The sequence below is a fragment of the Streptomyces sp. AHU1 genome, assembly GCF_045343905.1.
In the GTDB taxonomy this organism is placed as follows: domain Bacteria; phylum Actinomycetota; class Actinomycetes; order Streptomycetales; family Streptomycetaceae; genus Streptomyces; species Streptomyces triticiradicis.
The window spans coordinates 7,673,592-7,687,856 of the sequence record NZ_CP174283.1 but is presented as its reverse complement, the minus strand read 5'-3'; the positions used below and the strand labels follow the sequence as shown (position 1 = coordinate 7,687,856).

Below are 14,265 nucleotides of genomic sequence, written 5' to 3'. Positions count from 1 at the left end.
ATATCGTCATCCTGTCGGCTCAAGTTGGGCGTCCCGATGGACGAGCGCGGCATAACGCCCCTCCCCCGCCAGCAGTTCCTCGTGCGTACCGCGTTCGACCGCGCGGCCCGAGTCGAGGACGACGATCTGGTCGGCGCTCCGGATCGTGGACAGCCGGTGCGCGATGGTGAGCGTGGTGCGGTTGGCCGACAGGGCGTCGATGGCCTCCTGGACGGCGTGTTCGGTGCGGGTGTCCAGGGCGCTGGTCGCCTCGTCGAGGATGAGCACGGGCGGGTCGCGCAGGATCGTGCGGGCGATGGCGAGGCGCTGCTTCTCGCCGCCGGAGAACCGGTGACCGCGTTCGCCCACGACCGTGTCGTACCCGTCGGGCAGCGACGCGATGTGGTCGTGGATCTGGGCCGCCCGCGCGGCCGCGTGCAGTTCCTCGTCGGTGGCGTCCGGCTTGGCGAAGCGCAGGTTCTCGGCGACCGAGGCGTGGAAGAGGTACGTCTCCTGGGAGACGACGCCGACCGCGCGCGCGAGGGTGTCGAAGTCCAGGTCCCGGACGTCGACCCCGTCGAGGGTCACGCGTCCGCCCGTGACGTCGTACAGCCGGGGCACCAGATAGCTGAGCGTCGACTTGCCGGAGCCGGTCGGCCCGACGACGGCGAGGCTGCCTCCGGCCGGGACGGTGATGTCGATGCCTTCGAGGATCGGGGCGCCCTTGTCGTCGTAGCGGAACTCGACGTCCTCGAAGCGGATCTCGCCCTTGACCTGGTCGAGGTGGACGGGGTTCTCGGGTTCGGTGATGTCGATGGGCAGGTCCAGGTACTCGAAGATGCGCTGGAACAGCGCGAGCGAGGTCTGGATCTGTACACCGGTGGACAACAGGCTGACCGTCGGCCGGAACAGGCCCTGCTGGAGCGAGACGAAGGCGACCAGCGTGCCGATCGATATGGAGGGGCCGCCGAGTTCGAGGGCCACGCCCGCGGTCCAGTAGATGACGGCGGGCATGCCGGCCATGACGATGCCGATGACGGACATGCGCCAGCGTCCCGCCATGTTCGACCTCACCTCGAGGTCGACCAGGCCTTCGGACTCCTCCGCGAAGGACTTCGTCAGCGAGTCGGACCGGCCCATGGTGCGTCCGAGCAGGATGCCGCTGACGGAGAGCGATTCGGTGACGGTGGCGGCCATCGCCGCCATCTGCTTCTGGCGCTGGGTGGTGATCTTCTTGCGTTCGTCGCCGACCCGGCGGCTGATCCACACGAAGACCGGCAGCAGAAGCAGCGAGACGACGGTCAGGCGCCAGTCCAGGGCCACCATCGCGACGATCGTGGCGATCACGCTGGTGAGGTTGGAGACCAGCGAGGTGGCGGTGGACGTGACGGTCGCCTGCATGCCGCCGATGTCATTGGCGATGCGGGACTGGACCTCGCCCGTGCGCGTCCTGGTGAAGAAGGCGAGCGACATGCGCTGGAGGCGGCCGTAGACCGCCGTGCGCAGATCGTGCATCACGCGCTGGCCGACGGTCGTGGAGATCAGCGTCTGCAGGACGCCGAAGACGCCGCTCAGGACGGCGCTCGCGATCATGCCGAGCGCCAGCAGGGTCAGCAGACCCGTACGCCCCTGGGGGATCGCGGTGTCCAGGATCGCCTTCAGCAGGAAGGGCGTGGCGACGCCCACGAGGGACGCGGCGCCGACCAGCAGGCCGACGATCGCGAGGCGGCCGCGGTAGGGCCGGAAGAGACTCAGGATGCGGCGCACCTGCCGTGGCTGTTCCTTGTCGACGGGTGGCGGGCTCCAGGTGGACTGTTCGGGACGCAATGGACTCCTAGGGAGACGGGACGACAGGGACGTCGATGAGGATCCGACGACCGCCGGACCCCAGCTCATTGTTACCTATACTCACAATGAACGGCATCCTGATATTGTTCCCGCATGACCACCCCCGATGCCGACGGTCTGCTCGCCGAGCAGCTGCTGCGTCTGACGCGCCGCGTGCACCGCATCCAGAAGCGCCATCTGGAGCAGCGCGAGCTGGGCATCACCCCCGCCCAGTCGCGGCTGCTGCGCACCCTCGCGCACTACGCCTCACCGCCCCGTATGGCCGATCTCGCGGAGCGCCTCGAAGTGGTGCCCCGTGCCGTGACCACGCTGGTCGACGGCCTGGAGGCGAGCGGCAGGGTGCGCCGGGTGCCCGATCCCACCAACCGCCGGGTGATCCGTATCGAGGTCACGGACGAGGGGCGCAAGGCGCTGCGGGAGCTGCGCGCCGCGCGCCGCGGCGCCGCGGAGGAGATCCTGGCTCCATTGACGGACGAGCAGCGCGAGGTGCTCGGCGGGCTGCTGGACACCTTGGTCGACGGCATGCCGAGGGTGGAGCACCGCTGCTGAGCGGGCTCGGGACGGTGCGCCTCCGCTGAGGCGGCTCGGCGCGGCGCCCGCGGCCGCCACGAGCGTGTGAGGAGTGGTCCGCGATGCCCCTGCTGGAGCCCGACCCCGCCAAGCTGCGTCCCCGCGCGCGCCCGGGAGCCCCGGCGGCCGACCGGGTCCCCGAGGACCGGGCCGGGGGCACTCCCGAGCCCTTGCGCGGCGACCTGGTCGCCCTGCTCGGCGCCGACAAGGTGCTGACCGGGGTCTCCGACCTCGTGCGCTACGCCTCCGACGCCAGCCCCTACCGCTTCGTGCCGCGGGTCGTCGTGGTCCCCGAGGACGTCGACGACGTCTCGGCCGTGCTCTCGTACGCCCACGGCAAGGGCCGCGAGGTGGTGTTCCGGGCGGCCGGGACCTCGCTCAACGGCCAGGCGCAGGGCGAGGACGTCCTCGTCGACGTCCGCCGGCACTGGACGGGCGTCGAGATCCTCGACGGCGGAGCACGGGTCCGGATCGCTCCGGGCACGACCGTCGCCCGCGTCAACGCCGCGCTCGCCCGGCACGGGCGCGTGCTCGGCCCCGATCCGGCCAGCGCGGTCGCCTGCACGGTCGGCGGTGTCGTCGCGAACAACGCCTCCGGCATGACGGCGGGCACCACCCGCAACGCGTACGTCACCCTCGCCTCGCTGACGTTCGTGCTGCCGACCGGCACGGTCGTGGACACGGCCGAACCGGACGCCGACGAGCGGCTGGCGCGGGCGGAACCGGCCCTGTGCGCCGGACTCATGGAGCTCAAGGCGGAGATCGAGGCGGACGCCGGACTGGTCCGGCGCATCCGCGCCAAGTACGCGATCAAGAACACCAACGGCTACCGCCTGGACGCCTTCCTCGACGGCTCGACGCCCGTCGGGATCCTGCGCGGCCTGATGGTCGGCTCGCAGGGCACCTTCGGATTCATCTCGGAGGTCGTCCTCGACACCCTTCCGCTGGACCGCCGGGTCTCGGCCGCGCTGCTCTTCTTCGGCTCGCTCCCGGCCGCGGCCGCCGCCGTGCCCCCGCTCACCGCCGCGGGCGCCTCGGCCGTCGAGCTGATGGACGGCAACACCCTGCGCGCCTCGGTGGCCGTCGAGGGCGTGCCCGGGGACTGGGCCGCTCTGCCGGGTCCGACGGCCGCACTGCTCGTCGAGTTCCGCGCCCCGGACGAGGCCGCGCAGGAGGTGTACGAGGAAAGGGCCCGCGCGGTGCTGGAAGGGCTCCCCCTGGTGTCGCCCGTGCCCTCGGTGACGAACTCCCTCACCCGTGACGGGCGTACCGTCGCCGGGTACTGGAAGGCCCGCAAGGCGTTCGTGGCGGCGGTCGGCGGCGCTCGTCCGTCCGGGACGACACTGATCACGGAGGACTTCGCGGTACCGCCCGAGCGGCTCGCCGAGGCCTGCGAGGCGCTGCTGGAGCTCCAGACCCGGCACGGCTTCGACGCCGCCGTCGCGGGCCACGCCGCCCACGGCAATCTGCACTTCCTGCTGGCCTTCGACGCGTCCAGGCCGGCCGACGTGGAACGCTACGCCGCCTTCATGGACGCGTTCTGCCGGCTCACCGTCGAACGCTTCGACGGCTCACTGAAGGCCGAACACGCCACCGGACGCAACATCGCGCCCTTCCTGGAGCTCGAATGGGGGCCCCGGGCGACGGAGTTGATGTGGCGCACGAAACGGCTGATCGATCCGGACGGCGTGCTCGCACCGCGCGTCGTGCTCGACCGCGACCCGCGGGCGCACGTGAGGGGCCTGAAGACGATCCCCCGCGTCGAGGCGATCGCCGACCCCTGCATCGAGTGCGGCTTCTGCGAACCGGTCTGCCCCAGCCGGGACGTGACAACGACACCGCGGCAGCGGATCGTGCTGCGTCGCGAGATGATGCGCCAGCCCTACGGTTCCCCGGTGGAGAACGGGCTCCTGGAGGCATACGGACACGACGCCGTGGACACCTGCGCGGGCGACTCGAGCTGCGGGCCGGCCTGCCCGGTCGGCATCGACACGGGCGCCCTGATGAAGACGCTCCGCCACGCCCGGCACTCGCCGCGCGAGGAGAAGGCGGCCGCGCTCGCCGCGCGGCACTTCCGCGTGCTCGAAGCCTCCGCCCGGCTGGCCGTCGCCGCCGCGCACCGGATCGGCGACCGGCGGGTGAACACCGTGACGCGGGCGGTCCGCACGGCCGTACGCCCCGATCTCGTGCCCGAGTGGCTGCCGCGGATGCCGGAAGCCGCCGACTCCACGATGCCCCGCACCGCACGCGTGGGGGCCGTCGCCGTCTATTACCCGGCCTGCGTCAACCGCGTCTTCGGCGGCCCGGGGGACGTGTCGCTCGCGCGGGCCGTCGTCGCGGTCTCCGCGCGGGCGGGAAGGCCGGTGTGGATCCCGGACGATGTGCGGGGAACCTGCTGCGCGACGATCTGGCACTCCAAGGGGTACGACGCGGGCAACGCCGTGATGGCCAACCGCGTCGTCGAGGCGGCCTGGGGCTGGACCGCCGGCGGCAGACTGCCGCTCGTCGTGGACGCGTCGTCGTGCACTCTGGGCATCGCGCGCGAGGTCGTTCCGTATCTGACCGACGACAACAAGGAGTTGCACGCCGGGCTGCGGGTCGTCGACTCACTCGTGTGGGCGGCGGAGGAGCTCCTCCCCCACCTCACCGTGCACCGCACTCTCGGCTCCGCGGTGCTCCACCCGACCTGTTCCATGCGGCACCTGGGCGACGAGGCGCAGTTGCGCGCGGTGGCCGAGGCGTGCGCGGACGAGGTGGTGGTGCCCGACGACGCCAGGTGCTGCGGCTTCGCGGGCGACCGCGGCATGCTCCACCGGGAACTCACCGAGTCGGCCACCCGCGAGGAGGCGGCGTTCGTGACCTCCCGCGACTTCGACGCGCATCTGTCGGCCAACCGCATGTGCGAGGTGGGCATGGAGCACGCGACGGGCCGCGGCTACCGCTCCGCCCTCCTGGCGCTGGAGCACGCGACCCGCCCGGGTGCCGGGCGGGCCGGCCGGCCCCGGTGACCCGGCCGGACACCGGCCGTGTCCGCTTCACCTCCTCGCCCGGGCCGCCCGGCTCGTCGGCGCGGGCCGGGCGCCGCCCGCGACACCGGGTGCGCCGCGGGCGGCGGGGCTCAGCAGCCGGCGCGGTCCCGGGTGAGCACCCCCTGCACGGTGACCAGGGAGCGGTCGTAACAGCCGGCCGGACCGCGGAGGCGTTAGCGCTCGCTCGTCGTGGCGACCGCGTGCCGCTGGTCGCGCGGCACACCGGCCGTGTACGTCGCGTCGCCCGTGTAGGTGTCGTCGAGCCGTGACCGCGTGGCGGGCCGGCCGCCGGACGCCGCGGTCACGACGGCCCGGTCGCCGAGCGTCAGCACGGTCCGCAACCGGTCGTCCGCGCCGAGGGTCGTCGTGCCGTCCATCGTGTACGTGCGCCGGGTGTGCGTCGTCGTGGCGGGTCCGCGTCCGTCGACGGTCACCACCTCGTCGTCGGTCCACGTCGCCTCGAGGCCGTCGGTGTCCTCACCTTCGGTCCAGCGGTGCGTGGAACCGTTCACGAGGGTGCGGTCGACGGTCGTCAGCACCCGGCCGTGTGAGGTGTCGAGGTATCCGGAGACCGTCAGCCGGTGCCTTCCCTCGGTGTCGACCCGGTGCCGCGAACCCGGCGTGTACGTGGACGCGTCGGTGAGGTCGCCCGCCTCGGCCCGGACGAGCGCACCGCTCAGGCGGGAGCGCTTCGCGTCCTGCCGGACGAGCACGTTGACGGGCAGGCTCCAGCCGGACTGCCCCTCGGGAACGCCGACGACGGAGACGTCGATCCGGTGCGGACGCCCGTCGTCGAGCAGCCCGGCGAACGGGGTCAGGTCGTACTCGATGGGCTTGACGGCGAAGGCGCGGGGCCCCGGAATCACGTACCAGAGGAAGGGGTTGGACCAGCCGCCGGTCCACACGGTCGGGAACGGTGCGGCGATTCCCGCGAGTCGGCCGTCGACCTTGATCTGCACCTCGCGGTAGGGGCCGTCGCCCGCCTTGCAGGAATACGGCGCCTCACCCGGGACCGTCAGGTACCAGACCTCCTCGCAGCCGCCGCCGGACCCGGTCGCGTACACCTCGGCGATCACGCGCTCGCTGTTGCGCGGCGTGGTCAGGGTGCCGTTCCGGAGGGTCAGGACGCGGTCGGGGGTCACGGCGGGCCTGCCCGTGTAGAACGTCAAGGTGGCCTTGACGTCGAGAACTCCGGTGTAGGTGTCGTCGACGACGTTCCCGATCAGCATCTCGACGTCCTGGATCCGCCGGAACGTGTCGCTGTAACGCGTCACGTCCGTCTCGACGGACCATTCGATGCCGTCGGGCGACGGCTCCGGGGTGGAGGTGCGGAGGATCTCCACCCCTCCGACGTGCAGATAGCCGAGTCGGTCGAACTGGCGCCCCTTGACCTTGCCTTCGAGCCGGAGCACGACCTTGCTCCAGCGGTCGCCGCAGCCAGACGGCGGGGTGTACGTGCCCGTGTAGGGCGTGAAGTCGCGGAACCGCGCCTCGGCGAGCGTCACTTCGCAGGACGTCCCGGACGGCCTGCCGACGGGTGGGGCGGCGGTGACGGGGTCGTGCCAGTCGCTGCCGAACTCGGCGGGCACGTCGGCCGGTCCGGCGACAGGCGCGCCTAAAGCTCCGGACGTATGAGCCGCGACGGACGCGGTGGCCGCCGGAGCCGGGCCCGCCCCGAGGAGGGCGCCCGCCACGAGGATCACTCCGGCGAGCATGGACATGATGACCGGTCTACTCATGTGCGGTGTTCTACGGGGCGGCCGGGCCGACCGCAATGGCGCACCCTTCTCCGGGCACCGCTCCGGGACTCGACGTCCGGGCCGGGACTTCGGCCCGCTAGGCCTTCAGGTCCGCCTTGTCCCCCATCACCACCACGGGATGCCGTTCCGGATCGAGTGTGCGCAGGAGGTACTCCATGGCCGGCTTGGACACGCTCACGCACGCCGACGTACCGCTGCCGTGGTCCATGTGCAACCAGATGCTGCCGCCCTTGCTCTGCCCCAGGGGACGGGTCGGGTCGTTCGGCGGACTGCCCTTGAGGCGGTTGTAGTCGATGGCGATGACGTAGTCGAAGTCGTGCCAGTGCGACTTCGCCCAGTAGTGCGGTGCCTGGAAACTCCCCGACTGCGTGTACGGCAGCCGGGCGCCCGGATCGTCGAGCACGCCACCGGCGTCGCTGAGGGTGAACACGCCGACGGGGCTGCGCTTGTCGCCCTCGTGGTGGTCCGTGGTCCAGCCCTTCTTCCCGTTGTGCGCGGCCCAGCTGCGCGTCTTCTCCCAGGCCGTACCGGACTTCGTGTACAGCACGACCGTGGAGTCCGCGGAGTCCTTGCCCTCGCCGTACACCGCCAGGACCTGACGGGAGTTCGAGGGGATCTGCCGCTGGATCCGGTCACCCACATCGGGGATGCGTGTCGGGTCGGCGGGCGCACTCGTACGGGCGGCCTCGCCCCGGCCTCCCGCATGGCTCTTCGCGCCGCTCCCGCCTCCGCCCCCCGGGCCACCGCAGGCCGAGAGGGTGACGGCGACGGCTCCGCAGACCATGGCCGCGAGCCCCGTACGCATCGCACCGTTCTTTCGCATGCCGTCCATCCTCGCACTGCGCACCGGACGGATCGCCCTCCCCTCCCGTCCCGGCCGGGCGCGGTCGCTCCGGGCCGGTTCCCCGCGCCGGGGCGGAAAACCGTTTGCCTTCGACCACGCTGCGACGCGAACCTTTCACGGTTTGCTGTCGGCCCCGCGGCCGGACGGCTGCCTAAATCCGGAACTCCCTCCATCTCCTGACACGAGCCACTGGGACGTCATGCAGATCCAAGACCTTCCGTATCCCGACCCGGGTGTGCCCGACGCGCACTCAGGTCCCCGATTCCTGTGGTGGCTCGGGCGGAATCAGCTCGGCGGACAGCTCAAGGCCCTGGCCTGGGGCCTGCTGCACTTCCTGGCCGTCTCCGCACTGCCGTTCTGCGTCGGTCTGGCCGTCCAGTCCGTCGTCGACCGCTCCGGCACCCGGCTCGCCCTGACCGGCGCCCTGATGGCGGGGTGCGGCGCGTGCATCGCCCTGGGCGAACTCATGCTGCACCGCACCGCGGTCACCAACTGGATCACCGCGGCCGCGCGCGTCCAGCAACTGCTGGCCCGCAGAACCGCGCTGCTGGGCTCCGCGCTGACACGGCGCGTCGCGGCGGGCGAGGTGGTCGCGGTCTCCACCGGCGACGTCGAGAAGATCGGCTGGTTCGTGGAGGCCGTGTCCCGGTTCTCGGCGGCCGCCGTGACGGTCGTGGTGGTCTGCGCGGCGCTTGCCGTCTACCAGCCGGCCCTGGGCGTGATCGTCGCCGTGGGCGTACCCGTGCTGGCGGTGGCCGTACTGCCGTTGCTGCCCCGTGCCACCCGGCGCGCCGACTTCCAACGGGAGAAGGCGGGCCGTGCCACCGAGCTGGCCTCCGACACCGTGGCGGGCCTGCGGGTGCTGCGCGGCATCGGCGGCGAGGAGCTCTTCCTCGACCGCTACCGCCGTGCCTCACAGGAGGTCCGCCGGGCCGCCGTGCGCAGCGCGCGCATGTGGTCGCTGATCTCGGCGATCCAGGTGCTCCTGCCCGGTCTGCTGATGATCGCCGTCGTCTGGCGCGGTGTGCAGCTGGCCCGGGACGGCCGGATCGAGGTCGGTGAACTCGTCACCGTGTACAGCGCCGTCATGCTGCTCACATACCCTTTGCGGCATTTCGAAGAGATCGCGATGGCTTATTCCTTCTCGCGTCCCTCCGCCAGGCGAGCGGCCCGGGTGCTGTCCCTGGAACGGACCGTGGACAGCGCCGGCTCGCTCGCCGCGGAGGTGCCGGGCGGCGATCTGTACGACCCGGTGACCGGTCTGCTGGCTCCTGCCGGCCGGCTCACCGCCGTGGTGTGCGGGGACCCGGACGCGGCGGGGCTGCTGGCCGAACGGCTCGGCGGCCACGCCTCCGGGCCGGGCGAGGAGGCTCTTGGCGAAAGCGGCCCGAAGAGCACCTCGGTGGTCCTCGGGGGCGTACCGCTGGACGAGCTGCCCCTGGAGTGCGCCCGCACCGCCGTCCTCGTCCAGGACAAGGACCCGGTACTGCTGTCCGGCTCCCTGCGCGAACTGCTCGACGTGCCCGCGTCGGGTCTCGTGAGCGCCGAGGCGGCCCTGTCCGCCGCGCAGTGCGGCGACGTGCTGGACGCGCTCACCCAGGGCTCGCTCGACACCGAGGACCCGATGGACGCGCGCGTCACGGAACGCGGGCGCTCCCTGTCCGGGGGCCAGCGCCAGCGGCTCGCGCTGGCCCGGTCCCTGATCACGGACCCGGAGGTTCTCGTCCTGGACGAGCCGACGTCCGCGGTCGACTCGCACACCGAGGCCCGGATCGCCGACGGAGTGCGCTCCTTGCGCGCCGGGCGCACCACCGTGGTCTTCACCTCCTCACCACTGCTCCTGGACCACGCGGACCGGGTCGTCCTGGTCAGCGAGGGCGAGGTCGTCGCGGTCGGCACGCACCGCGAACTGGTGCACGGCGAACCGCGGTACCGGGACGTGGTGACCCGGGAGACCGGGGAGGAGGCCGCCGGCGAAGCCCGGGACCGGACCGTTCCCGGCGGGGTGGCCTCGGACGACGAGGCCGTTCTCGACGGCGTACTGGAAGAGATCGAGGAGACCGCATGATCGGCGTGGTGCCACCGGCGTACGACCCGGCCGCCCCGACGACGGCGAACACGCTGCCCGTCGGCGCGCCCGCGACCGTACGCGCCTACGTGACCGAGCTGTTCCGGCGGCACCGCAGGGCCTTCCTGCTCCTGGTCGCCGTCAACGCCGTGGCCGTCGTGGCCTCGATGGCCGGGCCCTATCTGCTGGGCTCGGTCGTCGAACGCGTCTCGGACCACGCGCGCGACCTCCATCTGGGGACCACCATCGCCCTGTTCGTCGTCGCGCTCATCGTCCAGGCGGTGTTCGTACGGCAGGTGCGGCTGCGCGGTGCCGTGCTCGGCGAGCGGATGCTGGCCGATCTGCGCGAGGACTTCCTCGTACGGTCGGTCGGTCTGCCGCCCGGCGTCCTGGAGCGGGCCGGGACCGGCGACCTGCTGTCCCGCATCACCACCGACATCGACCGGCTCGCCAACGCGATGCGCGAGGCCGTGCCGCAGCTGGCCATCGGTGTGGTGTGGGCGGCGCTGCTGCTCGGTGGACTCGCCGTGACCGCCCCGGTGCTCGCTCCCGCCGTGCTGGTCGCCGTTCCGCTGCTGGTGGTGGGCTGCCGCTGGTACTTCAAACGGGCACCGGCCGCCTACCGGTCGGAGGCGGCCGGGTACGCCGCCGTCGCCGCCGTCCTCGCCGAGACGGTCGACGCCGGGCGCACCGTCGAGGCGCACCGTCTGGGCGGGAGCCGCATCGCGCTGTCGGACCGCCGGATCCGGGAATGGACCGCGTGGGAACGCTACACGCTCTGGCTGCGGTCGGTCCTCTTCCCGGTCGTCAACATCACGCATGTGACGGTGCTCTGCTCGGTCCTGATGATCGGCGGGTGCCTCACCCTCCAGGGCTGGATCGGGGTGGGCCAGCTGACGACGGGTGCGCTGATCGCCCAGATGCTCGTCGACCCGGTGGGGCTGATCCTGCGCTGGTACGACGAGCTCCAGGTCGCCCAGGTCTCGCTGGCGCGGCTGGTGGGCGTCCGGGAGATCCAGCCGGAGGCGGGCGACCCGGCCGTGGCTCCGGACGGACGTGACGTCCACGCGGACCGGGTGCGCTTCGGCTACCGCGCGGGCGTGGACGTGCTGCGGGAGGTCTCCCTGGCGGTGCCGCCCGGCACCCGGCTCGCCCTGGTCGGTCCGTCCGGCGCGGGCAAGTCCACGCTGGGCAGGCTGCTCGCCGGGATCTACGCGCCCCGGGACGGCCGGATCACCCTCGGCGGCGCCGAGCTGTCCCGGATGCCCGCGGAGGAGGTCCGCGCGCATGTGGCGCTGGTCAACCAGGAGCACCACGTGTTCGTGGGCTCCCTGCGCGACAACCTGCTGCTCGCCGTCCCCCGCTCCCGGCAGTACAAGGACGAGGACGAGGAGCAGGAGGGGGCCGAGGAGCAGGAGCGGACTCCGGCAAAGGCTCCGGGCGAGGGCACCGCCTCCGTCGACGCCCGCCTCTGGGCGGCACTCGGCGCGGTCGACGCGACCGGCTGGGCACGGGCGCTGGACGACGGTCTGGACACCGAGGTCGGCTCGGGCGGGTTCGCGCTCACTCCGGCCCAGGCCCAGCAGATCGCGCTGGCCCGGCTGGTCCTGGCCGACCCGCACACCCTGGTCCTGGACGAGGCGACCTCGCTCCTGGATCCGCGGGCGGCCCGCCATCTGGAACGTTCGCTGGCCCGCGTTCTCGACGGCCGCACCGTCGTCGCCATCGCCCACCGCCTCCACACCGCCCATGACGCGGACGTCATCGCCGTCGTCGAGAACGGCCGCATCAGCGAACTCGGCAGTCATGAGCAACTGGTCTCGGCGGACGGCGCGTACGCGGCGCTGTGGAGGTCCTGGCACGGGTGAGCGGCCCCGGCCGGGGCGATGCTGCCGGCGTCGCTCCGGACGGTGCCCGCGCTCACCGCGTATCGGTCCGCTCCCGCGTTCACTGCCGGGCGGGCCGGCGCACGCCCGTCCGCTCCGTGTGGTGCTCCGGTGTCCTCCCGCGGCCCAACGGTAGGTGCCGACGGCGACCGGTCCCGACGGCGACCTCGGCCGACGAGGTTTCGCCGCTCGCCGGATGAGGGGTCCTGGCCGTCCTCGGCGCATCGCGCGAGAGGCCGGGCGGGTCCGACGTCGGCCCGTGCGGCGCTGCTGGTCGGCCCCTGTGGCGTTGCGCGGTGCCGAAGGGGGGTGGAAGGCTGGACGTGGGCACCCGCTCGGGGGACTCCCGGGAACCACCCGGTTCGCGCGGAGCGACGCCTGTGCCCTCGGGCCCGCGCGCCCGCCGTCGAACACGGCGGCTCCGGTCCCGTCCGCACCCCCTGGAGGTACCCGTGGACAGCGCCGACGGATGGGGAGACGACGTCTACCAGCCCGACGGATCCGAGGTACAGGACGACGCGGGGCTGCTCGACGCCGAGGACACACTGGTCGCGGACGGCGTGAGTGACCCCCTGGACCGCGGCTGGTCCCCGCCGGAGCGGCCGTGGGCGGTGGAGCACCGCGGTGTGACCGCCTCGGAACGCCGGGCGGGCGAGACCTTGGACCAGCGCCTCGCCGACGAGCTGCCCGACATCGCCGAATCCGACGGGGACGGCATCGGCGACTGCGACGACACCGACGGAGAGCCCCTCGACAACGAGGTGGGCGCCCTCCGCTCCGGCCGTCTGGTGGCTCCGAACGAAGGCGCGCACGAGGACGAGGAGAGCGGGCTCGTCGCCACGGACATCGGCATCGACGGCGCCGCGGCCTCGGCGGAGGAAGCCGCGATGCACATCGTCGACGAGGACGCCGTGTCCGGCTGACCGGCACGCGTCCCGCACCTCCCCCGAGGAATCGCCATGCAGCAGGACAAGCAGCCCGACTACCGCCCCGTGGTCTTCCGCGACCGCGCCGCCGGCTACGCCTTCCTCACGCGCTCCACCGCGAAGAGCGAGAGGACCATCGACTGGGACGACGGCGAGACCTACCCGGTCGTGGACGTCGAGATCTCCTCCGAGAGCCATCCCTTCTACACGGGCGAGGCCCGCACGGTGGACTCGGAAGGCCGTGTCGCCCGGTTCGAGCGGCGTTTCGGTGGCGGGGAGCAGGCGTCCGGCGCGGGGAAGGACGGCTGAGCACGGCGGGTGCCCTCCGCCACGCGAAGGACGTCCCACCGCCCGGACCTGACCCCCGACGCGACCGCGGCGGCGCACAGCCCCCACGGACGCCGGCCGCCCGGTACCGGCCGGCGAGAAGGGCGACGCCGGACTCCAGGACGGCCCGGGAGGCAAGGGGCACCGGTGCGGCCGGGGAGCGGCCGCGCGCCGGTGCGGCCGGGGAACCGCCGGACTCAGATGAAGTTCAGCGCGGCGGCACAGCCCACGGCGCCCAGCACCATGAACACCGGGGTCAGGACCTTGAGCTCGACCCAGCTTCCCGCGCGAAAGCGCATCGCCTTGGGCGGGCCCACGGGATACCAGCGCTTGCGGCCGATCGGGATGGGCCACAGGATCGGGCAGCCCGACACCGTCAGCGCGTCCCCTATGTCGTGCACCAGGGCGCCGAGGATGACCGGCAGCCCGAGCCAGAGGTACTCCTGGCCCGGCGCCGTGAACAGCCAGTCCGAGCCGTTGCCCGGCTTGTCCAGGGTCTGCGCGAGGATCCACGAGCTCGTCGCGGCGAGCAGCCAGACCAGGACGTTGCTGCTCGAACCGCGGGCGGCCCGCCACAGCAGCCCCTCGATGGCGAGCACCATGTGCACGAAGAGGATCCCGAGGACCGCCCAGCGACCGCAGGTGATCGCCAGCACCGCCGTGCCCGATCCGACCGCCACCGCCCACACCCAGGTGTGCGTCAGCGTGCGGTGACCGCCGCTGCGCCGGGGGTCGCCCGGCTTCCTGGTGCTCTTGTAGGCGGCGTAGGAGAGTTTGTCGACGATCTCGCACAGCCTTTTCGACACCGGTCCGAAGGCGTTCGAGATGGTGGCGGCGTGGTGGTCCAGATCCGGGGCGAGAGCGGCGCCCGCGCAGATCAGGGCACCGACGAGCAGGACCGGCCAGGGCATGGCGTGGCCGGCCGCGGCAGCCGCCGCTCCGACGCCCAGCCAGGCCGCGGCCCCCGACAGTGAGTGTGCTGGTCCCATCATGGCCGTTCCCTGCCCCATTTCTCCTGTGACGCTGTC

9 protein-coding genes and 1 pseudogene are annotated in these 14,265 nt (G+C 72.6%); 6 read left to right on the top strand and 4 right to left on the bottom strand.

Annotated elements, in window-relative coordinates:
• Positions 1-6 precede the first annotated feature (6 nt).
• Positions 7-1,806 carry an ABC transporter ATP-binding protein gene (locus tag ACICHK_RS33910; protein WP_406839886.1) on the bottom strand — a complete coding sequence of 600 codons (1,800 nt, stop codon included), beginning with the start codon at positions 1,804-1,806 and terminating at the stop codon, positions 7-9.
• A gap of 114 nt (positions 1,807-1,920) precedes the next feature.
• On the opposite strand from ACICHK_RS33910, the gene ACICHK_RS33905 reads away from it, so the two are divergent.
• Positions 1,921-2,376, top strand: coding sequence for a MarR family winged helix-turn-helix transcriptional regulator (locus tag ACICHK_RS33905; protein WP_151473634.1), 456 nt, complete (start codon positions 1,921-1,923; stop codon positions 2,374-2,376).
• 83 nt (positions 2,377-2,459) lie between these two features.
• Positions 2,460-5,405 (top strand): FAD-binding and (Fe-S)-binding domain-containing protein, encoded by a 2,946-nt coding sequence (locus ACICHK_RS33900; RefSeq protein WP_406839885.1) that lies wholly within the window; start codon positions 2,460-2,462, stop codon positions 5,403-5,405.
• Between the two features lie 110 nt (positions 5,406-5,515).
• Here the strand turns inward: ACICHK_RS33900 and ACICHK_RS33895 are convergent.
• Both ACICHK_RS33895 and ACICHK_RS33890 read right to left on the bottom strand, forming a co-directional pair.
• Positions 5,516-7,165 (bottom strand): annotated as a pseudogene (locus ACICHK_RS33895) (peptide-N4-asparagine amidase).
• Positions 7,166-7,262: 97 nt separating this feature from the next.
• Positions 7,263-7,970: a L,D-transpeptidase family protein gene (locus ACICHK_RS33890; RefSeq protein WP_406841387.1), complete on the bottom strand. Its 708-nt coding sequence runs from the start codon at positions 7,968-7,970 to the stop codon at positions 7,263-7,265.
• 259 nt (positions 7,971-8,229) lie between these two features.
• On the opposite strand from ACICHK_RS33890, the gene ACICHK_RS33885 reads away from it, so the two are divergent.
• The 4 genes from ACICHK_RS33885 to ACICHK_RS33870 all read left to right on the top strand — a co-directional run bounded on the left by ACICHK_RS33885 (position 8,230) and on the right by ACICHK_RS33870 (position 13,219).
• The gene (locus tag ACICHK_RS33885) at positions 8,230-10,098 is read left to right on the top strand and encodes an ABC transporter ATP-binding protein (RefSeq protein WP_406839884.1); all 1,869 of its coding nucleotides are present in this window, start codon (positions 8,230-8,232) and stop codon (positions 10,096-10,098) included.
• Positions 10,095-11,966: an ABC transporter ATP-binding protein gene (locus ACICHK_RS33880; RefSeq protein WP_406839883.1), complete on the top strand. Its 1,872-nt coding sequence runs from the start codon at positions 10,095-10,097 to the stop codon at positions 11,964-11,966. The genes ACICHK_RS33885 and ACICHK_RS33880 overlap by 4 nt, the downstream gene beginning before the upstream one ends.
• Before the next feature lie 470 nt (positions 11,967-12,436).
• The gene (locus ACICHK_RS33875) at positions 12,437-12,907 is read left to right on the top strand and encodes a DUF5709 domain-containing protein (protein WP_406839882.1); all 471 of its coding nucleotides are present in this window, start codon (positions 12,437-12,439) and stop codon (positions 12,905-12,907) included.
• A gap of 36 nt (positions 12,908-12,943) precedes the next feature.
• Entirely contained in the window at positions 12,944-13,219 is a 276-nt protein-coding gene (locus ACICHK_RS33870; protein WP_151473640.1) for a type B 50S ribosomal protein L31, read from the top strand.
• Between the two features lie 215 nt (positions 13,220-13,434).
• Here ACICHK_RS33870 and ACICHK_RS33865 read toward each other — a convergent pair whose 3' ends face one another.
• Positions 13,435-14,229, bottom strand: coding sequence for a metal-dependent hydrolase (locus ACICHK_RS33865; RefSeq protein ID WP_406839881.1), 795 nt, complete (start codon positions 14,227-14,229; stop codon positions 13,435-13,437).
• Between the last annotated feature and the right edge of the window lie 36 nt (positions 14,230-14,265).